This window comes from Pseudomonas sp. BF-RE-22 (assembly GCF_019956155.1).
Lineage (GTDB): Bacteria > Pseudomonadota > Gammaproteobacteria > Pseudomonadales > Pseudomonadaceae > Aquipseudomonas > Aquipseudomonas migulae.
The window spans coordinates 1-21,359 of the sequence record NZ_JAHBDD010000056.1 but is presented as its reverse complement, the minus strand read 5'-3'; the positions used below and the strand labels follow the sequence as shown (position 1 = coordinate 21,359).

At 58.8% G+C, this 21,359-nt stretch carries 18 protein-coding genes; 8 read left to right on the top strand and 10 right to left on the bottom strand.

The window, feature by feature from the left end; genetic code table 11:
* Positions 1-76: 76 nt before the first annotated feature.
* Both copD and copC read right to left on the bottom strand, forming a co-directional pair.
* Positions 77-934, bottom strand: a complete 858-nt coding sequence (gene copD, locus KGA82_RS23830) for a copper homeostasis membrane protein CopD (RefSeq protein ID WP_192227452.1) — start codon at positions 932-934, stop codon at positions 77-79.
* A 3-nt stretch (positions 935-937) separates the two neighbouring features.
* Positions 938-1,303, bottom strand: a complete 366-nt coding sequence (gene copC, locus KGA82_RS23825; RefSeq protein WP_008036774.1) for a copper homeostasis periplasmic binding protein CopC — start codon at positions 1,301-1,303, stop codon at positions 938-940.
* 146 nt (positions 1,304-1,449) lie between these two features.
* On the opposite strand from copC, the gene KGA82_RS23820 reads away from it, so the two are divergent.
* The gene (locus tag KGA82_RS23820) at positions 1,450-2,070 is read left to right on the top strand and encodes a TetR/AcrR family transcriptional regulator (RefSeq protein WP_008024841.1); all 621 of its coding nucleotides are present in this window, start codon (positions 1,450-1,452) and stop codon (positions 2,068-2,070) included.
* A gap of 116 nt (positions 2,071-2,186) precedes the next feature.
* Here KGA82_RS23820 and preA read toward each other — a convergent pair whose 3' ends face one another.
* The 3 genes from preA to hydA all read right to left on the bottom strand — a co-directional run bounded on the left by preA (position 2,187) and on the right by hydA (position 6,459).
* Positions 2,187-3,461, bottom strand: a complete 1,275-nt coding sequence (preA, locus tag KGA82_RS23815; protein WP_192227454.1) for an NAD-dependent dihydropyrimidine dehydrogenase subunit PreA — start codon at positions 3,459-3,461, stop codon at positions 2,187-2,189.
* On the bottom strand, positions 3,462-4,829 hold the full coding sequence (locus KGA82_RS23810) for an NAD(P)-dependent oxidoreductase (protein ID WP_008024837.1): 1,368 nt from the start codon (positions 4,827-4,829) through the stop codon (positions 3,462-3,464).
* A gap of 190 nt (positions 4,830-5,019) precedes the next feature.
* Entirely contained in the window at positions 5,020-6,459 is a 1,440-nt protein-coding gene (gene hydA, locus KGA82_RS23805) for a dihydropyrimidinase (RefSeq protein ID WP_008024835.1), read from the bottom strand.
* Positions 6,460-7,011: 552 nt separating this feature from the next.
* Between hydA and KGA82_RS23800 the strand changes: the two genes are divergently transcribed.
* From KGA82_RS23800 to KGA82_RS23775, 6 genes are all read left to right on the top strand, one after another.
* On the top strand, positions 7,012-8,496 hold the full coding sequence (locus KGA82_RS23800; protein ID WP_223452661.1) for an NCS1 family nucleobase:cation symporter-1: 1,485 nt from the start codon (positions 7,012-7,014) through the stop codon (positions 8,494-8,496).
* Between the two features lie 156 nt (positions 8,497-8,652).
* Positions 8,653-9,936, top strand: coding sequence for a Zn-dependent hydrolase (locus KGA82_RS23795; protein ID WP_008036779.1), 1,284 nt, complete (start codon positions 8,653-8,655; stop codon positions 9,934-9,936).
* A gap of 208 nt (positions 9,937-10,144) precedes the next feature.
* Entirely contained in the window at positions 10,145-11,641 is a 1,497-nt protein-coding gene (locus KGA82_RS23790) for a helix-turn-helix transcriptional regulator (protein ID WP_223452660.1), read from the top strand.
* 176 nt (positions 11,642-11,817) lie between these two features.
* A complete protein-coding gene (locus tag KGA82_RS23785; protein ID WP_223452659.1) occupies positions 11,818-12,069 on the top strand; it encodes a DUF1652 domain-containing protein in 252 nt (83 codons plus the stop codon).
* Positions 12,070-12,204: 135 nt separating this feature from the next.
* Complete coding sequence (locus KGA82_RS23780) at positions 12,205-12,921, top strand: hypothetical protein (protein WP_223452658.1); 717 nt, start codon at positions 12,205-12,207, stop codon at positions 12,919-12,921.
* A gap of 596 nt (positions 12,922-13,517) precedes the next feature.
* On the top strand, positions 13,518-14,579 hold the full coding sequence (locus KGA82_RS23775; RefSeq protein WP_223452657.1) for a hypothetical protein: 1,062 nt from the start codon (positions 13,518-13,520) through the stop codon (positions 14,577-14,579).
* Positions 14,580-14,662: 83 nt separating this feature from the next.
* On the opposite strand, the gene KGA82_RS23770 is transcribed toward KGA82_RS23775, so the two are convergent.
* The 5 genes from KGA82_RS23770 to KGA82_RS23750 form a co-directional block, all read right to left on the bottom strand.
* Positions 14,663-15,430 carry an SDR family oxidoreductase gene (locus KGA82_RS23770; protein ID WP_008036792.1) on the bottom strand — a complete coding sequence of 256 codons (768 nt, stop codon included), beginning with the start codon at positions 15,428-15,430 and terminating at the stop codon, positions 14,663-14,665.
* 167 nt (positions 15,431-15,597) lie between these two features.
* On the bottom strand, positions 15,598-16,665 hold the full coding sequence (locus KGA82_RS23765) for a phosphotransferase family protein (RefSeq protein WP_008024825.1): 1,068 nt from the start codon (positions 16,663-16,665) through the stop codon (positions 15,598-15,600).
* A 143-nt stretch (positions 16,666-16,808) separates the two neighbouring features.
* Positions 16,809-17,774: a 2-hydroxyacid dehydrogenase gene (locus KGA82_RS23760; protein ID WP_192227462.1), complete on the bottom strand. Its 966-nt coding sequence runs from the start codon at positions 17,772-17,774 to the stop codon at positions 16,809-16,811.
* A gap of 111 nt (positions 17,775-17,885) precedes the next feature.
* Positions 17,886-18,470, bottom strand: coding sequence for a TetR/AcrR family transcriptional regulator (locus KGA82_RS23755; protein WP_223452656.1), 585 nt, complete (start codon positions 18,468-18,470; stop codon positions 17,886-17,888).
* Between the two features lie 29 nt (positions 18,471-18,499).
* A complete protein-coding gene (locus tag KGA82_RS23750) occupies positions 18,500-18,883 on the bottom strand; it encodes a tautomerase family protein (RefSeq protein WP_008036811.1) in 384 nt (127 codons plus the stop codon).
* A 374-nt stretch (positions 18,884-19,257) separates the two neighbouring features.
* Here KGA82_RS23750 and KGA82_RS23745 point away from each other — a divergent pair, with 374 nt between their 5' ends.
* Positions 19,258-20,538: a serine/threonine transporter gene (locus KGA82_RS23745; RefSeq protein WP_223452655.1), complete on the top strand. Its 1,281-nt coding sequence runs from the start codon at positions 19,258-19,260 to the stop codon at positions 20,536-20,538.
* The last annotated feature ends 821 nt before the right edge of the window (positions 20,539-21,359 follow it).

Below are 21,359 nucleotides of genomic sequence, written 5' to 3'. Positions count from 1 at the left end.
GATCCAGGCACCGCGGTGTATCAGGAAGACCGCGTCGCCTGGATCGCCAGCAAGCCGGCTCCTACAAAAACGGTGTTTATCCGGTAATCATCGGGGGCATGGTGCCCAGGAGGGAGACTGCCGCCACAGCGCCAATGCCCAGCAGCCACTCCATAATCACGCTGGTTTTGAGCGTCGCCATGCGCTGCTCGCAATCCTTGATCCGCTGCCGATTGAACAGCGCCAACCCCAGCATCGCACTCACCAGCAGCACCTTGATCAGCAGAATCAACGCAAACCCGGACAGCAACGGGGTCGGCCAGAACTGCCCGGTCAGCACCCGCACATTGATCAGCCCGGTAATCACCAATCCCGCCACCAGCGCATAACCGACACCGCTGAAGCGTTGCAGTATTTCGCGGACAGCATGGCCAGCCGGTTGCCGCAGGATCATCACCAGCAGCAACAACCCACCGAGCCAGGCCCCGACGCAGGTCAGGTGAATGATTTGATTGAGGATCAGCAACTGGCCGCTGAGGCCATCGAGCATCGCGCCGTGACCGACCGGTGCCAACGTCGCCAGCAGCAGGCCGCCGAGGACCAGGCGCAAGGGCAGGCTGGCGTGAAGCGGTGTCAGCAGCACAACCATCAGCAAGCCATTGAGCAGCAGATGCCAGCGCCAGACCTGGCCGAAAAACGTATTGCCCAGCACCAGGCGCAAGGTCGACGGATCGAACGCTGCTTCCCACGCACCGGCCATGCTGACGGTGATCAGCAGCAGCCAGGCGATGCCGCTGACCAATGCGACCGAGGCGAGCCAGCGGCTGACTCGCGCCAGCGTTTTGTCCAGCAACGCCTCATGACCCAACAGCAGCGGCCTGAATACCCAGACCCCGAACAGCATCAGCACCACGGTGAAATGCAGGAAGCGGCACAGCACCATCGCGCTCGTCATGAATTACTGGCCAACCTTGAAGCTGTAGGCGCCTTCGCTTTTGTGGGTGTCGACCGACACCGCATGCCATTCGACTTTGTAGGCGCCCGCCGCCAGTGGCGCAGCCGGGGTCACGACCAGAGTCTTTTTATCGCTGCCTTCGGTGGCCAGGCTTTTCACCTCAACGTTGGCGCCGTCCTTGCTGATCGTGACTTTGGTGAATGCCGCTTCGACACCTTCGGAGAACACCAGGCGCAATTCCGACGGTGCACTCACGGTGCTGTCGGCAGCCGGCGTCTGGCTTTTCAGATGGGCATGGGCAAACACCGACGAAGCGGCGAGCAGCGAGCCGAGCAGGGCGGCGGCGGTCAGGGTTTTCTTGAAAAGCATCGTGGATACCTCAGAGGCAGGTTCGAAGAAGGGCGACAGTTTAACTGCGAGCGTCGGCGGGTGGGTGTACGAAGTTTCGTTTTCCGCTGTCGCCGCGATGTAGGGCGGATGCTAGTCTTGAGCAACGCTGTTGTCAGGGAGCCCTCATGGGCAATCACAAGATCGAGATTCGCCGCAGTAACGTCGAAAAAATTCTGCTCGGGGCCGAAAAGGTCTTTGCCGAAAAAGGTTTCGGCGGCACCGCCATGGCCGACATCGCCGCCGAAGTGCAACTGCCGCGCTCCAATCTGCATTACTACTTCAGCACCAAGACCGAGCTCTACAGCGCCGTGCTGTTCGATTTACTTGAAGTGTGGAAGCAGGATGCGCTGTGCTTCGAGATGTTCGATGACCCGCGCGTGGTGCTCAGCAGTTACATCCGCGCCAAGATGAACCACTCGCGCAGCCGGCCTTACGGCTCGAAAGTCTGGGCCAACGAAATCATCCACGGCGCGCCGACGCTGGGTGAGAAACTCGACGCCAGCCTGTACGACTGGGCCAAGATGAAAGAAGCGAAAATTCGCCAGTGGGTGGACGACAAACGCATCCTGCCGGTGGAGCCTTCCAGCCTGCTGTACATGATCTGGGCGTCGACTCAGCATTACGCCGACTTTGATCATCAGGTGAATATTCTGAACGATCACCAGCCGCTGTCGGACATGCAGTTCGAGCGGGCGGTGCAGACGGTGACGAGCGTGATATTGCGGGGGATCGGGTTGGAGCCCTGATATCTCGGGTGTTGCTGACGGCCTCTTCGCGGGCAAGCCTCGCTCCTACAGGTACCGCGCTGTACCTGTAGGAGCGAGGCTTGCCCGCGAAGGCGTCAGACCAGACAACGCATCACTTAGACGGCTACATGGTAGGGATTCCTCGGATCATGATTCCAATCCAGAAACGGCTTCCCGTTCTCCATCGGCACCATCTCGATGCAGTCCTGCACCGGGCAAGTGATCTGGCACAAATTGCAGCCCACACACTCGTCATCGATCACTTCATATTTGTGCGTCCCATCCGCCTGCCTGAGGCTGGCCACCGCCTGGTGCGAGGTGTCTTCGCAAGCGATATGGCAGCGACCGCAACCGATACACGCCTCCTGGTCAATTTTCGCGATCACCTGATAGTTGATGTCCAGGTACTTCCAGTCCGTGGTATTGCCCACCGCGCGCCCGGAAAATTCCGACACGCTGGCGTAGCCCTGACTGTCCATCCAGCGTGACAAACCGTCCTTCATGTCCTCGACAATCCGGAAACCATGCAGCATCGCCGCCGTGCACACCTGCACCGAGCCGCTGCCCAGCGCGATGAATTCCGCCGCGTCGCGCCAGTTGCCGATGCCGCCAATACCGGAGATCGGCAAGCCTTGAGTCTGCGGGTCGCGTGCAATCTCGGCGACCATGTTCAACGCAATCGGCTTCACCGCCGAGCCGCAATAACCACCGTGAGTGCTTTGGCTGCCGACGATGGGATTGGCGACCATGCGTTCCAGGTTAACGCTGGTGATCGAGTTGATCGTGTTGATCAGCGACACCGCATCGGCACCGCCGCGATGGGCCGCGCGGGCGGCGACGCGGATGTCGGTGATGTTCGGTGTGAGCTTGACGATTACCGGCAGCGAGCAATACGTCTTGCACCAGCGGGTGACCTGCTCGACATACTCCGGCACCTGACCGACGGCCGCGCCCATGCCCCGTTCCGGCATGCCGTGAGGGCAGCCGAAGTTCAGCTCGATGCCGTCGGCGCCGGTGGCTTCCACCAGCGGCAGAATGTGTTTCCAGGATTCTTCGACGCAGGGCACCATCAGCGACACGATCAAGGCGCGGTCCGGCCAATCCTTTTTCACCTGGGTGATTTCCCGCAGGTTGATCTCCAGCGAGCGGTCGGTGATCAGCTCGATGTTATTGAAGCCTAGCACTTCACGGTTGGCGCCGAAATGCGCCGAGTAGCGCGACGACACGTTGACCGCCGCCGGGTCTTCACCCAGGGTTTTCCAGACCACGCCACCCCAGCCGGCTTCAAAGGCGCGGACCACGTTGTAGGCCTTGTCAGTTGGCGGCGCAGAGGCCAGCCAGAACGGGTTGGGGGATTTGATGCCGGCGAAGACAATCGAAAGATCGGCCATTTACGCAGCCTCCACGTTGAGCATCAATTGAGCGTTGATCGCCTCGGCAGCCAGCTTGCCGTGCTGCACGGCTTGCACGGTGAGGTCCTGATCGAGGCTGGTGCAGTCGCCGCCGGCATACACGCCGGGGATGCTGGTGCGCAGCTGTTCATCGACGGCAATCCGATCGCCCTGACGCTTGAGTTCACGGGCCAGCGGGTCGCTGAGGGCGCTTGAGTCAAAGGCCTGGCCGATGGCTTTGAAGATCGCATCGGCGACCAGTTCGAAGGTTTCACCGGTGGTTTGCAGGCGACCTTCCACCAACTGTGTGCGGGCGAAGCGCATGCCACGCACGTGGCCCTGATCATCAAGCAACACTTCTTCGGGTTGCGCCCACGTCAGCAAGCGCACCTGATTGGCTTTGGCGATGTCCTGTTCATGGTGGGTGGCGCCCATGTCCTCGACACCACGGCGGTACACCAGATTCACGTCATGCGCGCCGAGGCGGGCCATTTGCACGGCCATGTCGATGGCGGTGTTGCCGGCGCCGAGGACGATGCAGTGGTCGGCCAAAGGCAGTTGTGTCAGGTCATCGGCCTGGCGTAACTCGCGGATGTATTCGGTGGCGGCGAGCAGGCCGGGTGCGTCCTCGTGATTCAGTCCAAGCTGTTTGCTGGCATTGAGACCGAGGCCGAGGAACACCGCGTCGAATTGCTGATGCAGGTCGCTCAGGGTCAGGTTTTCACCGAGTTTCTGCCCGTGACGGATTTCGATGCCACCGATCTGCAACAGGAAATCCAGCTCCTTCTGTGCGTAATCGTCCACCAGTTTGTACTTGGCGATTCCGTACTCGTTGAGGCCGCCAGCCTTTTCCCGTGCTTCGAAAATCACCACGTCATGCCCGTGCATGGCGCTGCGATGAGCGCAGGACAAACCGGCCGGACCGGCCCCTACCACCGCGATGCGTTTGCCGGTTGCGGCCGCGCGCGGGAAGGGGTGTTCGCTAAAGTGCGCGTTGTCCACGGCGTAACGTTGCAAGAGGCCGATCAAGACGGGCGCGCATTCATGGTCGTTGTTGCGCACACACGCTTGCTGGCAGAGGATTTCGGTCGGACAGACCCGGGCGCAACTGCCGCCGAGGATGTTCGCCGAGAGGATTTTCTGCGCCGCGCCTTGCACGTTGTCCTGATGGATATTGCGGATGAACGAGGGAATGTCGATGTCGCTCGGACAGGCATTCACGCACGGCGCGTCGTAGCAATACAGGCAGCGCGAGGCTTCCAGGTGCGCCTGGCGGTCGTTGAGCGGCGGCGCCAGATCGGTGAAGTGGCCGGCGAGGGCGGCCGCATTCTCAACGGGATGCGGGAGGTGGGTCAGGGTCTTGATCACGGTGTTGGCCTCACGGTTATTTGAGGTAACTGCCTCTGATGGGCATTGGTTTTTTTTGTTATCTGGGCGGGCCTCTTCGCGGGCAAGTCGGATCGCCGCACCGCTCGCTCCTACGGTGGATCGCATTTCAAACTGTAGGAGCGAGCGGTGCGGCGATCCGACTTGCCCGCGAAGGCCGAAGGCCTCGATCTCAGCGTTTCACTGCCACAGGCTGGTTCAACTCCGCCCGCTTGCTCAGCAAATCAAACACCGCCGGATACGCCGGCCGTTCGACATAGCGCCCGGCTCCACGCTCGGCGCGCAAATCACCGTCCGCCCAGACCACCCGGCCCTGGCTGATCGTATGGCTCGGGACACCGCGCACGGTCTTGCCTTCGAAGATGTTGAAGTCGACCTGCTGGTGATGAGTCTTCGCCGAAATCGTGCGCGTGCCCTCGGGATCCCACAGCACCAGATCCGCATCGGCACCCACGCGAATCGCACCTTTACGCGGGTAGAGGTTGAAGATCTTCGCGGTGTTGGTGGAGGTGAGCGCCACAAAGTGCTGCATCGAAAAACGCCCGGTGTTCACTCCTTCATCCCACAGCACGGCCATGCGGTCTTCGATACCGGCAGTGCCATTCGGGATTTTGCTGAAGTCGTCACGGCCTGCGGCTTTTTGCTCGGCGCAGAAACAGCAGTGGTCGGTGGCGGTGGTGTGCAGGTTGCCGGACTGCAAGCCATGCCAAAGCGCTTCCTGATGGCCGCGAGGACGGAAGGGCGGGCTCATCACATAACCGGCGGCGGTCTGCCAGTCCGGATGCTGGTAGACGCTGTCATCCAGCAGCAAATGCCCGGCCAGCACTTCACCGTAGACTGGCTGGCCCTTGCTGCGGGCGTAGGTGATTTCGTCGAGGGCTTCCTTGGTCGACACGTGAACCAGGTACAGCGGCGTGCCCAGGGTTTCGGCGATACGAATCGCCCGGCTCGCCGCTTCACCTTCGACTTGCGAAGGGCGCGACAGCGGATGCGCTTCAGGGCCGGTAATGCCTTGGGCCATCAACTTGCGTTGCAGGTGATAAACCAGTTCGCCGTTTTCCGCATGCACGGTCGGCACGGCGCCCAATTCCAGGCAGCGCTCGAAACTCGCTACGAGGGTGTCATCGGCCGCCATGATCGCGTTCTTGTAGGCCATGAAATGCTTGAAGCTGTTGACCCCGTGATGGCTGACCAGCTCGGCCATTTCCTCACGGACCTGCTCGCTCCACCAGGTGATCGCCACGTGGAAGCCATAGTCCGACGCTGATTTTTCCGCCCAGCCGCGCCACTGATGAAACGCTTCCATCAACGACTGCTGCGGGTTGGGAATCACGAAGTCGATGATCGACGTGGTGCCACCGGCAAGTCCCGCCGCCGTGCCACTGAAAAAGTCTTCACTGGCCACGGTGCCCATGAAGGGCAGTTGCATGTGCGTGTGTGGGTCGATGCCGCCGGGCATCAGGTATTGGCCGCTGCCGTCGAGCACTTCGGCGCCCGCCGGAACATCAAGATTGTCACCGATGGCTTTGATCACGCCGTCGGCGCAATAGACGTCGGCGCGATAACTTTCATCATGGGTAATAACGGTGGCGCCACGGATCAACAGAGACATTCCGAGTTCCTCGCAGGCAATGACTGACTGGTGTCAGTTCTAACTGTTTTATATGCAGCTGGCGTCAACGGTCGTATTCCTGTCAACGCTGTCAGGATTAGAAGCTAGTATGAGTTCAAGGATTGAGCAAGAATATTTTTTATAAGCATATAACCGTTTAAAGCTATTGATAAATAACAACTAAATCGATTAATCACCAAAATGGTGAGGCCTCTCACCATTTTGACGCACTTGACAGGTTCTAAAAATAGACGAGATTTCTTATGTGAAATCAGCCGCTTGAGAATGGTCTATGGTTGATGCGCAACTTTGAAAAAAAGATCGACGCACCAGATTGAGTCCTGACGGTTCGGACAACTTGCCTGGCCTTTAGCCTGAGAGAACAGACAAGTCGCCGAGTACTCACTGGAGATAGATATAAAACTGATCAACATCAGTTAGTTGCAAAGCTTTTATGGAACTGCCCGATGCGTATTCGGAGTGCCCGGCACGTTTATTGATGCCGCCAGCCCCCGATGAGCAAAAAATAATTCAAAGAACAGTGGAGCGGCCATGCAACAGATCAGATCGCAAGTGACCGAACGCGACGGCTTGTTCGAGCTCGAAGCCGGCAGCGATGTCCTCGACAGTCCCCGATACAACCACGACATGGCACCGACCAAGGTGCGCGAACGAACCTGGAACAAATGGCACATCACCGCGCTGTGGGTCGGCATGGCGATCTGCGTGCCGACCTACACCCTCGGCGGTGTGCTGACCGCCTATTTCGGCCTGACGGTGGGCGAGGCGCTGGTGGCAATTCTGCTCGCCAACATCATCGTGTTGATCCCGCTGACCCTGAATGCGTTTCCCGGCACTAAATACGGCATTCCGTTCCCGGTATTGCTGCGTTCGTCCTTCGGCATCCTCGGTTCCAATATTCCCTGCCTGATCCGTGCGCTGGTGGCGTGTGGCTGGTTCGGCATCCAGACGATGTTTGGCGGGCTGGCGATTCACCTGTTTCTGGGCTCGGTGTTCGAGGGTTGGAAGTCCCTCGGTGGCACCGGTGAAGTCATCGGTTTCATGGTCTTCTGGGCGCTGAACCTGTGGGTGGTGATTCGCGGCGCCGACTCGATCAAATGGCTTGAAACGCTGTCCGCGCCGCTGCTGGTGCTGGTGGGTGTCGGTCTGCTGGTGTGGGCGATGCCGAACGTGTCGATGACCGAGTTGCTGGCGATCCCGGCCAAGCGTCCGGAAGGCGCCAGTGTGGTCAGCTATTTCGCCGCCGGGCTGACCGCGATGGTCGGGTTCTGGGCGACGTTGTCGCTGAATATTCCCGACTTCAGCCGCTATGCGAAGAGCCAGAAAGACCAGATTGTCGGGCAGATCATCGGCTTGCCGCTGACCATGTTCCTGTTCGCCTCGCTGGGCGTGGTGATGACTGCCGCGTCGGTGAAACTGGTGGGCGTGACCGTCTCCGATCCCGTGACGTTGATCGGCCATATCCAGAGCCCGGTCTGGGTGGCGCTGGCCATGGCGTTGATCATCATCGCCACACTGTCCACCAACACCGCGGCCAACATCGTGTCGCCGACCAACGACTTCCAGAACATCGCGCCGAAGGTGATCAACCGCACCAAAGCGGTGTTGCTGACCGGGCTGGTGGGGTTGGTGCTGATGGGCCATGAATTGCTGAAGAAGCTTGGGCTGATTGTCTCGGACCTGAGCCTGGAAACGGTCTATTCGAACTGGCTGCTGGGTTATTCGAGCCTGCTCGGGCCCATCGCCGGGATCATGGTGGTGGACTATTTCCTGATCAAGAAACAGCAACTGGACCTGGCCGGGTTGTATCGCGATGACGTGTACCCGGCGTGGAACTGGTATGGATTTATCGCGTTCGGCGTGCCGGTGGTGCTGACGTTGCTGTCGTTGGGCAGCGATGCGTTCAGCTGGTTTTACAGTTATGGCTGGTTCACTGGCTCGGCGCTGGGCGGGTTGATTTATTACGGGTTGTGCTCGGTGCGGCCCAGTCCGTCTATCGCGAAATCTCCGGTGTAGCGGAGGGCCTCATCGCCAGCAAGCCGGCTCCTACAGGGGGAACGCATTTCAACTGTAGGAGCCGGCTTGCTGCGGGCGGCGTTCCGACGATAGCGGCCTAAAAAACACCGAAAAAATGCCTGGAAAAACCTATAACAACTGCCTGAGGAGATCACCATGAACGCGGCCGTAGACGTTCTGCAATCCACCCATCAGCACATCAACCGCGACCGCCTGTGGCAGTCGCTCATGGACCTGGCCCGGCTTGGCGCCACGGTCAAGGGCGGCGTGTGTCGCCTGGCCCTGACCGACCTCGATCGCCAGGCCCGGGACATTTTTGTCAGGTGGTGCGAGGAGGCTGGGTGCACCGTCAGCATTGACGCCGTCGGCAATATCTTCGCCCGTCGCCCCGGCCGCAACCCGAACCTGCCGCCGGTCATGACCGGCAGCCACATCGATACCCAACCCACCGGCGGCAAGTTCGACGGCTGCTTCGGCGTACTGGCCGGGGTCGAAGTGCTGCGCACCCTCAACGACCTGGGCGTGGAAACCGAAGCGCCGCTGGAAGTGGTGGTCTGGACCAACGAAGAAGGCTCGCGTTTCGCCCCGTGCATGATGGGCTCTGGCGTGTTTGCGGAAAAATTCACCCTTGAAGAAACCCTCGCCAAGGTCGACGCCGAAGGCATTACCGTCGGTGAAGCGCTGAACGCCATCGGCTATGCCGGGCCACGCAAAGTCAGCGGTCACGCGGTCGGCGCGTATTTCGAAGCCCACATCGAGCAAGGCCCGATCCTTGAGGACGAACACAAAACCATCGGCGTGGTGATGGGCGCCCTCGGGCAGAAATGGTTCGACCTGAAACTGCGCGGCGTCGAAGCCCACGCCGGCCCGACCCCGATGCACCTGCGCAAGGATGCACTGGTTGGCGCCGCCGTGATCGTCGGTGCGGTCAACCGCGCCGCCCTCGGCCATCAACCCCACGCGTGTGGCACCGTCGGTTGCCTGCAAGCCTATCCCGGCTCACGCAACGTCATCCCCGGTGAAGTGCGCATGACCCTCGATTTCCGTCACCTGGAACCGGCGAGGCTGGACTCGATGATCGCTGAAGTCCGTGAAGTGATCGAAACCACCTGCGAAGAACACGGCCTGACCTACGAACTGACCCCCACCGCCGACTTCCCGCCGCTGTACTTCGACAAGGGCTGCGTCGAAGCGGTGCGCGGTGCCGCGCAAGGGCTTGGCTTGTCGCACATGGACATCGTCAGCGGAGCAGGGCACGACGCAATCTTTCTCGCGGAACTCGGCCCGGCCGGAATGATCTTCGTCCCGTGCGAAGGCGGCATCAGCCACAACGAAATCGAAAACGCCGCGCCGGATGACCTGGCGGCGGGGTGTGCGGTGTTGTTGCGGGCGATGCTGGCGGCTTCGGCGGCGATTGCCGGGGGGCAGCTCGCGGCATAAACGTTAGAAATTCGCGTAAGCCCATGTAGGAGCGAAGCTTGCTCGCGAAGGCGTCCGTTCAATCGACAGTGATAGTGAAGTCGATGGCCCCTTCGCGAGCAAGCTTCGCTCCTACGGATTCGGATGTTTGCCGCACGATCCCTACCCCTCGCGGTCGTAATCTTCACAGAGCGCCACACGTTGGCGCGGCCGCCATTGTGGAGATCCAATGAGCCAGGACGTCCTGACCACCGAAACCAATCGCCGCCAGTTGCAGCAGATCATCGCCGGTTTGTCCGACGGGGTGATTCTGCTGGAGCTCGACCAGACCATTGTGTGGGCCAATGATGCTGCGCTGGCCATGCACGGCGTCAGCCGGATCAGCGAGTTGGGCGCGAACGCCAGGGAATATGCCCGGCGTTTCGCGTTGCGCTATCGCAATAACCACCCGGTGGCGGCCGACAATTACCCGATCAACCGGGTTGCCCGGGGCGAGACCTTCAGCGATGTGTTGGTGGAGGTGACACCGACCGCCGACGAGGAGCGCACTTGGGTCCACAACGTGCGCAGCATGGTCCTGGCCGACAGTGCCGGGGCGCCGGAGTCGCTGGTGCTGATCATGGACGATGTCACCGAATGGGCCAGCGCCGAGCAGCGTTTTGAAAAGACCTTCAACGCCAACCCGGCCCCGGCGGTGATCTGCCGCCTCAGCGATTTGCGCTACATCAAGGTCAATTCGGGCTTTCTGGACATGACCGGGTATGCCCGCGATCAAGTCATCGGTGTTTCGACCTATGAGCTGGACATCCTTGAAGGCGCCGAGAAGAAAGACCTGGCGATCGAGCGTTTGCGCGAACACACCACCATTCCCCAAATGCAGGCCGAGCTGAAGTTGGCCGATGGCAGCAGCAAACAGGTCATCGTCGCAGGCCAGCCGCTGGAGCTGAACGACGAAGACTGCATGCTGTTTTCTTTCGTCGACATGGAGCCACGGCACAAGGCTGAAGTTGCCCTGCGCCAGAGCGAGGAACGTTTTGCCAAGGCCTTTCGATTGACCCCGGTGCCCACCCTCGTGTGCGGTGCTGGCGATCAGGTGGTGATCGACGTCAACGAAGCCTTCCTCGATACGCTCGCGTACCCCAGCGAAGACGTATTGGGCAAGACCCTCGCGGAGATCGATTTCATCCACGACCAAGGCGACCGCACTCGGCTGTTTGCGGCGCTGGAGAAAACCGGCCGCCTGGATCGCATCGATGTGCGTATCCGAAAAAAAGACGCTCAACTGATCGATTGCGCGATTTGCGCCGACACCGTGAGCATTCAGGACAACCCTTGTTATCTGCTGGTGTTGATGGACATTACCGAGCGCAAACGTACCGAGCTGGAATTGGTGGCGGCCATCGAAGAAGTGATGCAAGACGCGTCCTGGTTCAGCCGCACGCTGATCGAAAAACTCGCCAATGTGAAAAGCGCCAATTCGCCGAAATTGCCCAGTGTGTCGTTTACCGACCTGACGGCCCGGGAGCGTGATGTGCTCGGCTTGATCTGCGAAGGCCTGGCCGACAAGGAAATCGCCGCGCGCCTGAAACTGGCCCCCAATACGGTGCGCAATCACGTATCGACGGTTTACTCCAAGCTCGATGTGCACAGTCGCAGCGAGGCGATTGTCTGGGCACGCGAGCGGGGATTGTTTTCCGGTGAGTGGCGATCCAAAGGGCAGCGGTAAGGTGCAAATGCACTAGTTGAGGCAGTGCAAATGGATGTTCTGATCGGGCTCGGCGGTTTTTAGGCTGTAAGGGTGAGATACGAGTCTTCGCGTCCCCCTCGATACAGGAAAAGGAACCGTCACATGGTCACGTTCAGAGCGCTCAGGTTTATGCGCCGTCGCCAAGGTGAATCGCAATGATTTCCCTGGCGCAATTACGTCTGCAACTGGAACGCAGTTTTTCGCCGCTGGCCTGTGAGTGCACGCTTACGGGGGATCATTCGCTGACGGTGAAACTCTATCACCCGGTGTCGGGGCAGGTAGATCTGGTGGTCAGCGGGTTGAGCTTGACAACGCTCGGAACGCCGGACGCTGTGCAGGCGCTGGTCGAGGAACTGCGTTATGAACTTGAAAGCAATAGTCTGGGCCGACCGAATGCGATCTTGTAGAGAATTATCAAAAGTGAAGGGGGGCTATAGCATTTTGTTCTAGATGAACTGTCATGTTTGACAGTAGCTCTCTTGCCCGATCTTTCTGATAGTGGGCCGTGTCTTTTAACACGGTGTTATCAGAGGGGTTTCATAATGGAAATCGAAACGAGCCGAAAGTTTTCAGAGCCTGACTCGTGGGAGGGCTCAAAGATATATGTAGATGACGTCGAGCATCTGCCGGGCTCGCCGATTGCGCTGAAGGCGCCTGAGGCACATGTTTTGAAGATCGTTTCGAACTTGTTGGACGGTAAACAAATCAGGCTGGAGGTGGTCGACGTCGAGCTGGCCAATATCGATATAGCCCCGAAGGGTTGGGTGACAGTGAGCGGCGGCATTGCGGAGTTTACAATCACTCCACAATCCATTATCGGAAACGCCACGTTGATATTGTTCGCGATGGACTTTACAGAGGTTTTGACGTTTCCATGTATTGTCACGCCGCCTCCTCACCCTTGGTATTCGGTTTCTTCAATTTACGTGGAGTCACCGTCTTGGAGCGGATTCGTACCACACGCAGGGCTTATACCCGGTGTAAAGGCTGGCAGTAGTTTTAAAATTACGTTGATGCCGGTAGGGGATAGTTTGCTTGGCAAGCAGGTGGCGATGAAAACGTTGGATTCATGGCTTCCACCTGTTGTGACGCCGACGGAACCTCAGATGATGGTAAAAGAAGGTGTTACCTGGCGTGTTGTGTTCGCAACGCCTGCGTTCGTAACGGCAAGGATTTTTTCCCCTGATGTTGCATCGTGGACCGGAATCACCTTCGTACCCTCAGGGTACAAAGTAGGAATATCTTCTTCTGAAGAGTAGGGCTGCGCATCGGTATCAAGGGGGTTAATACACGCAGAGACTGGAACAACGATTGAGTCGGCATTCCAGGACTACTGCATGACGTGACCTCTCTAATGGTCTTAGGCATTTGCACTGGCAGATTGGGCAAGAAACATCGATGCGGGGGTGGCAGAAGCGGTCGAGTAGGCTATAAGCAATAAGTGGGTAAAACTCTGTGACCGGACCGTGAATTGGCGGAAATCCATTTGTTTCACAGATATCTGACAATCTGTTGCCGCGGGCCAACCTATGAACATTCTTGGGAAATGCACGTTTGCGCCTTTGTCGCTTGCCTTCTGCATAACGATACTCAGCGGTTGCGCCAGTCCACCGCCGCCACCTCCCGCCGCCCCACCTCCGATACCTCAACGCACGTGTGACACGTCTGAAAAAACCGATGTATTGGGTGACGCAAGGGCCGAGGGGCAGGTGACAAGGGAGACCACTTTGACTCGGTGCGTGACTCAATAACGCCCCATGCGGGATCTGAGAAGTATTTCTTTTATCGCAATTGGTTCTAGTTTGACTGTCAACTCTGACAGTTCCCCTGCTGTGCGCAGTGCCTCGATAGTCGAATGGTCAGCTTTCTCATCGCTACCGTCGTTTATCGAGGCAACGCCATGACATATAAAAGGGAATCCGTAGCAGCCGATTGGGACCAAGCCACGTTGACACTCAACGGTGTGCAGATTCAACCGCGTGATAAGCATCTTTTGTTTCGCGGGCAGGAAAACATTCTTACGGTTGAGTTTCGGTCTCCGATCGTGCGTGTATTGCGTCTTGGTGTGGGGGGTAATGAAGAGGACTTGAACCTGGCGGCGACCCCGCCTTTCAATAGCGACGTTAAAGACACGTTCAGTTGGGAGATAAAACCGGACGAGGGCCAGAGTGGTCCAGTCGTGTTGGTGTTATACAGCGCTGAAGTGTTATTCCCACTGGAGCTTGACTGCTCGGTGATAGCGGCCAATCTGGACAATGAGGCGCGGGTGTTGCTGGACGGTGTTGCGATACCGCCCGGTGGGGCAGACTTCACTGGGGAAGGAACACAAACACTCACCTTGGATTACTTGAACGGCGAACTATTGAAAAACGTTCCTCTGGCTCTGGATGCGGTCCTTGAGTCAGGATTTGTGTCAGGTGATATCACTGGCGTTCCATCTCTTCGCGAGCTAACTACCCAGCATGAGTGGGAAGTTACTTGGCCTGACAAGGATGGATCATTCAAGTTGAAACTGTATAGCGAGCAAGAGAAGGCTTTGCTGCTGACTCCTATTGTTCGTGTTGAGCAGGTATTGGGGGATGTTAGTTTTGATTTCGTGGAAATTGTCGGTGACGCCCCGTTGCCGATTCCGCCGGAAGAGTATCTGTATCCCGTCAATTATATTTCGAGGCCTTGCGCGTTGATCCTCAAGAATTCAGAGGGCTCTCCGTTGAAGGATGTATCGATAACGGTTTCTCAGCCAGATATTCAAGATTGGGTTCAAAAAACCGACCACAGGGGGAAGGTGCCGTATTTTATTTTTAACAACGAAAATAACGTCGGCGATACTTTCAAAGTTCTTGCCGTAGCGGAACTGCCCAAGGGGAACGGATTAGCAGAGTTGTGGGTGAAAATTACCCCGGCTGAAAGGACGTAATTTTAAATTCGGGTATGCACAGGCTTACCGAGGATGGCGCTCTAGAGAGCGCCATCCCCGAAAAGCAGGCTTGACGGACTTCCTCAGGAAAGAAAACCTCCGTCCACATTCAGCGAAACTCCCGTGGTGTAACTCGACGCATCACTCGCCAGATACAACACCGCCCCCGCCATCTCGCTCGGATCCGCCACACGTTTCAGCGGAATCTGCGCCAGTGCGGTTTTCAAAATTGCGTCGTTCTTCACCAGCGCCGAGGCAAACTTGGTGTCGGTCAGGCCCGGCAGCAGGGCGTTGCAGCGAATCCCGAACTGCGCACATTCCTTGGCGAACACCTTGGTCATGTTGATCACGGCTGCCTTGGTCACCGAGTAGATGCCCTGGAAAATCCCCGGCGAGATGCCGTTGATCGATGCCACGTTGATGATGCTGCCACCACCGTTGTCGCGCATCAGCTTGCCCGCTTCCACGGACATGAAGAAGTAGCCGCGGATGTTGACGTCGACGGTTTTCTGGAAGGCGCTGAGGTCGGTGTCCAGCACGTTGCAGAACTGCGGGTTGGTCGCGGCGTTGTTGACCAGGATGTCCAGGCGGCCGAACTGTTCGCGGATGCCGGCGAAGACCTGGCTGATCTGTTCCATTTCACCGATGTGGCACGCGACGGCGGTGGCTTTGCCGCCCGCAGCGATGATGGCGTCGGCGACGTGCTGGCAGCCTTCGAGTTTACGACTCGAGACGATGACGTGGGCGCCTTGCTGGGCCAGGAGTTTGGCGATGGCTTCACCGATACCGCGGCTGGCGCCGGAGACGAAAGCGATCTTGCCGTCGAGGTCGAACAACTGGGTCTTGGACATGGGAGTTCCTTGTTATAGGTCTGACATTTGTACCGTGGGAGCCAGCGATGCGGCGACCCGACTTGCCGGCGAAGAACGATTACGCGGTATTACAGATACACCGCAGTGTCCAATTCGCCGGCAAGTCGGGTCGCCGCATCGCTGGCTCCTACAAGTGGTGTGTTGTATCAGAGGCTGGATTTCTGGATGACCTGCAAACTCATCTGCTCCAGCAGTTTGTTCATGTGAATGAACTGCGCGAAGCGTTTGTCCTGGGTCTGACCATGGAAGAAGCGGTAGTAGATCTGCTGCACGATGCCGGCCAGGCGAAACAGGCCGTAGGTGTAGTAGAAGTCGAAGTTGTCGATCTGGATGCCCGAACGCTGGGCGTAGTAATCGACGAACTCGCGGCGGGTCAGCATGCCCGGTGCGTGGCTCGGCTGGCGGCGCATCATTTGCACCGGGGCCGGGTCGCCGGCTTCGATCCAGTAGGCGAGGGTGTTGCCCAGGTCCATCAGCGGATCGCCGAGGGTGGTGAGTTCCCAATCGAGCACGCCGATGATCTGCATCGGGTTGTTCGGGTCGAGGATCACGTTATCGAAGCGGTAGTCGTTGTGCACGATGCTTGAGGTCGGGTGATCGGCCGGCATTTTGTCGTTGAGCCAGGCTTTGACCACGTCCCATTGCGGAGCGTCCGGGGTCAGGGCTTTTTCGTAGCGGTCGCTCCAGCCTTTGATCTGCCGCGCCACATAACCTTCGGGTTTGCCCAGATCACCGAGGCCATAGGCCTTGTAGTCAACCTGGTGCAGTTCAACGAACTTGTCGATGAAGCTCTTGCACAGTGCTTCGGTTTTCGCCGAATCCAGGCCCAGTTCCGGCGGCAGTTCGGAGCGCAGGATGATCCCGTTGACCCGTTCCATCACATAGAACTCGGCACCGATCACCGATTCGTCGGTGCAGTGCACGTAGGCTTTGGGGCAGTACGGAAAACCGTCGCGCAGTTGATTGAGGATGCGGAATTCGCGACCCATGTCGTGGGCGGATTTGGCCTTGTGGCCAAACGGTGGCCGACGCAGGACAAATTCCTGTTCGGGGTATTCCAGCAGGTAGGTGAGGTTCGACGCACCGCCGGGAAACTGGCTGATTTGCGGCAAGCCGCTGAGGCCCGGAATGTGCGCCTTGAGGTACGGATCGATCAGGCTGGCATCGAGTTCTTCGCCGGAGCGGATACGGGTGGACTGGTCAGTAAGCGCCATGCTTATCCCTTCTGCTTATTCTGGAGGCCTGAAACTATTGGCTAATCTAATGTGCACACCCGGCACCGACAACCACGATCAGCCCTTATAGGTGAGCGTGTTGCCGGGCAATCATTGCTTTTGATACACCTGTTTGAATGTTGTCACAGCGCTGCCTGATTCGCATTGGCCGGCAGGGCGACGGGGGTGAGCACCGGTTCACCGGAAAAGAACGCCATCAGGTTGCGCCCGACCAGTTCGACCGTGCCCTGGGTCGCTTCCGGAGACAGTCCCGCGACGTGCGGCGTGAGGATGACATTGCTCAAGGCTTTCAAGGCCTCAGGCACCTGAGGTTCGTGGTCGAAGACATCCAGTGCCGCGCCGGCAATGCGTCGCTGTTCCAGTGCGCCGATCAGATCGGCGGTTACCACGACACTGGCCCGAGCGATGTTGACGAGAAAGCCGTTGGGACCCAGCGCGTCCAGCACCGGGCGATTGATCAGGTTTCGGGTGCCGATTCCGCCGGGCGTGGCCACCACCAGGAAATCCGAGACGCGGGCCAGTTCGGTCGGCGTCGAACAGAAGCTGTATGGCACATCGCTGCGATGTTGGCGGTTGTGGTAGCTGACCGTCATGTCGAAACCGTTGGCCGCGCGCCTGGAGATGGCCATGCCGACCGCGCCGAGGCCGAGGATGCCCAGGCGTTTGCCGGCGAGGGAAGGGCGCATGATCTTCGGCCACTCGCCCCGTCTTACGGCGGCGTCGCAGCGCGGGATATCACGCACCAGCGAGAGTAGCATCGCCATCGCGTGGTCGGCGACCGAAGAAGCGTTGACGCCCGCGCCGTTGGTGACGGTCAGGCCCCGGTCGGCGGCGGCTTGCAGGTCGACGTGTTCGTAGCCGGCACCGATCACGCAAATGATCTTCAGCGCCGGCAGCGCGGCTATTTCGTCAGCGTACAAACCTAACGGGCCACGGGTCAGGACCGCATCGATCCGGGCGCCGTGGGTGGCAATGGCCTCGGCGCGTTCGGCGGGGGTCGGTGCCAGAATCAGGTGAAACCCCTGATGCTCCAGAATCGGCAAGTAATCATTGATTGTTTCAACCAGTACCAGAACGGTTGCGGGCATGCTGGGCTCCTGTGACTTGAAAATCCCTAGAGATTGCTGGCTTCAAAGTGCATTGGCAACGATCAAGGTCGCAGCGCTACCAGATGATCATAGCGGAACAGGAGGGAGAGGTTATGGCGCTGTCAAAAAGCTGCGCGCCGCGTCCAGAATCTCATCGGACAACGGTTCGCCACGGGTTGCGCGGGCCAGCGTCAGGGCGCCGACCATCAACGAGAACTGCACCAGCGCCTGCTGTCGATCGCGGGCGTCATCGCCGGTATCCATCAGGGGGGCGAACGTGCCGAGCAACGAGTCGAGACCGTCCATGAACGTTTGGCGCAGGCCGCTTTCGGCGGTTTCGTGGCACATGTCACCGGCAAACGCCGTCACCGGGCAGCTGTCGCCCGGATTATCGCGGCTGGCTGCCGACAGGTAGGGTTTGATCAAGGCCTGACGGGCGGCGTTCTTGTCTTCATTGGCGGCGATCCAGTCTTTCCAGCGGTCAGCCGATTGCTGGAATGCGCGGCTACTGGCCTCCTGGGCCAAGGCTTCCTTGGACTCGAAATGCCCATAGAAACCGCCATGTGTCAGGCCTGCCGCCGCCATGACGTCGATGACGCTGATGCCATGCACGCCCCGTTCGCGAAACAGCCGCGTGGCCGCCTCGACGATAATCTCGCGGTTGAGTTCGGCTTGTTTGCGGGAAACACGGGGCATTGGCGGCTCACATAGATAAAGGATGGCGATCAGAGGGCGTACTGAGCAATTCCGTTGCCGAACGACCAGTTCTCTTTTTTCACTTCGACCAGATTAATGAAAACGTCCTCGAGGCGCACCGCCAGTTCAGCGTTAAGGCTCTCGGCGATGGTTTTATAGAGCAGTTTCTTCTGCTCGACGGTGCGGCCTTCGCTCAGGGTGATCTGAATCACCACCAGTTTGTCGCTGCGGTCGATCCCCAGGTATTGCGGGTCAAAGATGAAGTGCTGCTCGTCGTGTTCGGCGAGGATCTGGAAATTATCGTTTTCCGGCACGCCGATGGCGCTGTGCATGGCGGCGTAGATCAACTGCCCGATGCGTTTGGCGTGGGTGGGGTCCTGATGCTTTTTGATGTCGATGCGAACCAGTGGCATGGGAGGTCTCCGGAAGGGATGCAGGTTTACTTAAAATACATGATGGTAAACCTTTATCAAGTCGAAGCTGGCTTTGGCGATGAAGCGTTTGTGCGTGATTGAGGCTCAACCGACATTGTAGGAGCCGGCTTGCCGGCGAAAGATTTTGGATATTGCGGTTTTCTTCCGTCCGCCATCGCTGGCAAGCCAGCTCCTACAGGGTGGTGTTCGCTCCAGATTTGCTGATCCGCACAACCATTCCTCAGCTAAGTCTTTGCTTCTGTTCATTAATCCCGGAGAATCGCGCCCCTGTTTCGGCCAGGGCGCTGCCTGTCGGATTTTTCCGACTCGTCCTGACCGGGTAGCAACTGACCGGAATGTGGAGATCCCACCGGATGAATGATCAGGCCAATAGCGTTAACGAACGCTATGTAGCGGCGAACCCTGTCAGCCTTGAGGGCTGGAATCGTCATGACACCACCTGGATGCTCGGCCTGTTTGGCACGGCCATCGGGGCCGGTACCCTGTTTTTGCCGATCAATGCGGGTCTGGGCGGTTTCTGGCCGTTGCTGGTCCTGGCGCTGCTGGCGTTCCCCATGACGTTTTACGCGCACCGTGGCCTGACCCGCTTCGTGTTGTCCGGTCGTGAAGGCGCGGACATCACAGAAGTGGTGGAAGAGCATTTCGGCATCAAGGCCGGTGCGCTGATCACCTTGCTGTACTTCTTCGCGATCTTCCCGATCCTGCTGATCTACAGCGTGGCCCTGACCAACACCGTGGGCAGTTTCCTTGAGCATCAACTGCACATCATGCCGCCACCGCGCGCCGTGCTGTCGTTTGTGCTGATCCTCGGCCTGCTGGCGGTGGTGCGTTGCGGCGAGCAGGTGATCGTCAAGGCGATGAGCCTGATGGTCTATCCGTTTATCGTGGCGTTGCTGTTTCTGGCGGTGTTCCTGATTCCGCACTGGAACGGCGGCATCCTCACCACGGCATCGACGCTGCCTGAGCCGTCGGCGCTGCTGCACACCTTGTGGCTGGCGATCCCGGTGATGGTCTTCTCGTTCAACCACTCGCCGATCATCTCGGCGTTCGCGGTGGACCAGAAGCGTCGCTACGGCGAGCACGCGGAAGAGCGCAGCTCGCAGATTCTGTCCCGCGCCCATGTGTTGATGGTGGTGATGGTGTTGTTCTTCGTGTTCAGTTGCGTGCTGACCCTATCGCCGGCGCAACTGGCGGAAGCGAAGGCGCAGAACCTGTCGATCCTGTCGTACCTGGCCAACCATTTCAGCAACCCGACCATCGCGTTTGCGGCGCCGTTGATTGCGTTTGTGGCGATTTCCAAGTCGTTCCTCGGGCATTACATCGGTGCCAGTGAAGGTCTGAAAGGTCTGATCGTGAAGAGCGGCAAGCGTCCGGCACCGAAGACGCTGGACCGTATGACCGCGGCGTTCATGCTGGTGGTGTGCTGGATTGTGGCGACGCTGAATCCGAGCATTCTGGGGATGATCGAGACCCTCGGTGGCCCGATCATTGCGGCGATTCTGTTCCTGATGCCGATGTATGCGATCCGCAAGGTGCCGGCGATGGCACGTTTCCGTGGTCAAGCGTCGAATATGTTTGTGACGGCGGTTGGTTTGGTGGCTATTTCGGCGTTGATTTATTCGCTGAGTGCTTGATTGCTGTTGTTTGCTTGATTGGTTGAGATGACGGCTGATCCGCTTTGCGGGTTGGCCGTTTTTTTTTGTGCGCTGGTTTTTTTAGGGGGGGGGGGCATATCCGTTGCTGCGGTAACGGCTGCTAATCGTTTCGCTTTTACAGCGAGTCACTTTGGAAAAGCCCCAAAGTAACCAAAGGGCTTTTGCCCCTTTCGTTCGGTGCCTCGCCTAGGCTCGGCATACCCTCGCTCCGGTCCTGCTCCGTGGGCCCGCCGTCATCGGCCATCCATGGCCGGGGGCGGCTAACCCGGCATCCATGCCGGGTTGCCCACTGCGCAGAACCTCCACTCGGCCTCTCGAGGGTGCGACTACCGCAACAGCACCGCGAGGCGGCCTGAAAGCCGACCTGGCTCTTCAGTTGTCCGCGTTGTCCTTCTTTGATGCGTTCACTCATTCCGCACATGTGCACCGATCCCTTGTAGGAGCCGGCTTGCTGGCGATGGCGGTGGGTCAGTCGACGCATTTATTGACTGGACGGACGCTATCGCCAGCAAGCCGGCTCCTACAATTGATCGTGGATATACCGAAAATCTATGCATTTCCCCTGTAGGAGCCAGCTTGCTGGCGATGGACGCCAACGATAACGCGTGCTGTCTGAATGAACGCGGTGCCTATACGCTTTTCGCCGGCAAGCCGGTCTCGCTCCTACAGGGAGTCGCGTTTGCTTTTGATCTTCACCACTCATCAGGCCGAGCGTTAGCTCGCCTTCAGCTTTTGATCTGAGCGCCCCCTCGAGAGGCCGAGTGGAGGTTCTGCGCAGTGGGCAACCCGGCATGGATGCC

Bases quoted from the DNA above. Each gene is read 5' to 3' on its own strand.
- KGA82_RS23785 (WP_223452659.1), top strand. From the start codon at position 11,818: ATGATTTCCCTGGCGCAATTACGTCTGCAACTGGAACGCAGTTTTTCG.
- KGA82_RS23755 (WP_223452656.1), bottom strand. From the start codon at position 18,470: ATGCCCCGTGTTTCCCGCAAACAAGCCGAACTCAACCGCGAGATTATC.
- KGA82_RS23760 (WP_192227462.1), bottom strand. From the start codon at position 17,774: ATGCCCGCAACCGTTCTGGTACTGGTTGAAACAATCAATGATTACTTG.
- hydA (WP_008024835.1), bottom strand. From the start codon at position 6,459: ATGTCTCTGTTGATCCGTGGCGCCACCGTTATTACCCATGATGAAAGT.
- KGA82_RS23775 (WP_223452657.1), top strand. From the start codon at position 13,518: ATGGTCAGCTTTCTCATCGCTACCGTCGTTTATCGAGGCAACGCCATG.
- KGA82_RS23750 (WP_008036811.1), bottom strand. From the start codon at position 18,883: ATGCCACTGGTTCGCATCGACATCAAAAAGCATCAGGACCCCACCCAC.
- KGA82_RS23800 (WP_223452661.1), top strand. From the start codon at position 7,012: ATGCAACAGATCAGATCGCAAGTGACCGAACGCGACGGCTTGTTCGAG.
- KGA82_RS23770 (WP_008036792.1), bottom strand. From the start codon at position 15,430: ATGTCCAAGACCCAGTTGTTCGACCTCGACGGCAAGATCGCTTTCGTC.
- copD (WP_192227452.1), bottom strand. From the start codon at position 934: ATGACGAGCGCGATGGTGCTGTGCCGCTTCCTGCATTTCACCGTGGTG.
- copC (WP_008036774.1), bottom strand. From the start codon at position 1,303: ATGCTTTTCAAGAAAACCCTGACCGCCGCCGCCCTGCTCGGCTCGCTG.
- KGA82_RS23820 (WP_008024841.1), top strand. From the start codon at position 1,450: ATGGGCAATCACAAGATCGAGATTCGCCGCAGTAACGTCGAAAAAATT.
- KGA82_RS23765 (WP_008024825.1), bottom strand. From the start codon at position 16,665: ATGGCGCTTACTGACCAGTCCACCCGTATCCGCTCCGGCGAAGAACTC.
- preA (WP_192227454.1), bottom strand. From the start codon at position 3,461: ATGGCCGATCTTTCGATTGTCTTCGCCGGCATCAAATCCCCCAACCCG.
- KGA82_RS23745 (WP_223452655.1), top strand. From the start codon at position 19,258: ATGAATGATCAGGCCAATAGCGTTAACGAACGCTATGTAGCGGCGAAC.
- KGA82_RS23790 (WP_223452660.1), top strand. From the start codon at position 10,145: ATGAGCCAGGACGTCCTGACCACCGAAACCAATCGCCGCCAGTTGCAG.
- KGA82_RS23795 (WP_008036779.1), top strand. From the start codon at position 8,653: ATGAACGCGGCCGTAGACGTTCTGCAATCCACCCATCAGCACATCAAC.
- KGA82_RS23780 (WP_223452658.1), top strand. From the start codon at position 12,205: ATGGAAATCGAAACGAGCCGAAAGTTTTCAGAGCCTGACTCGTGGGAG.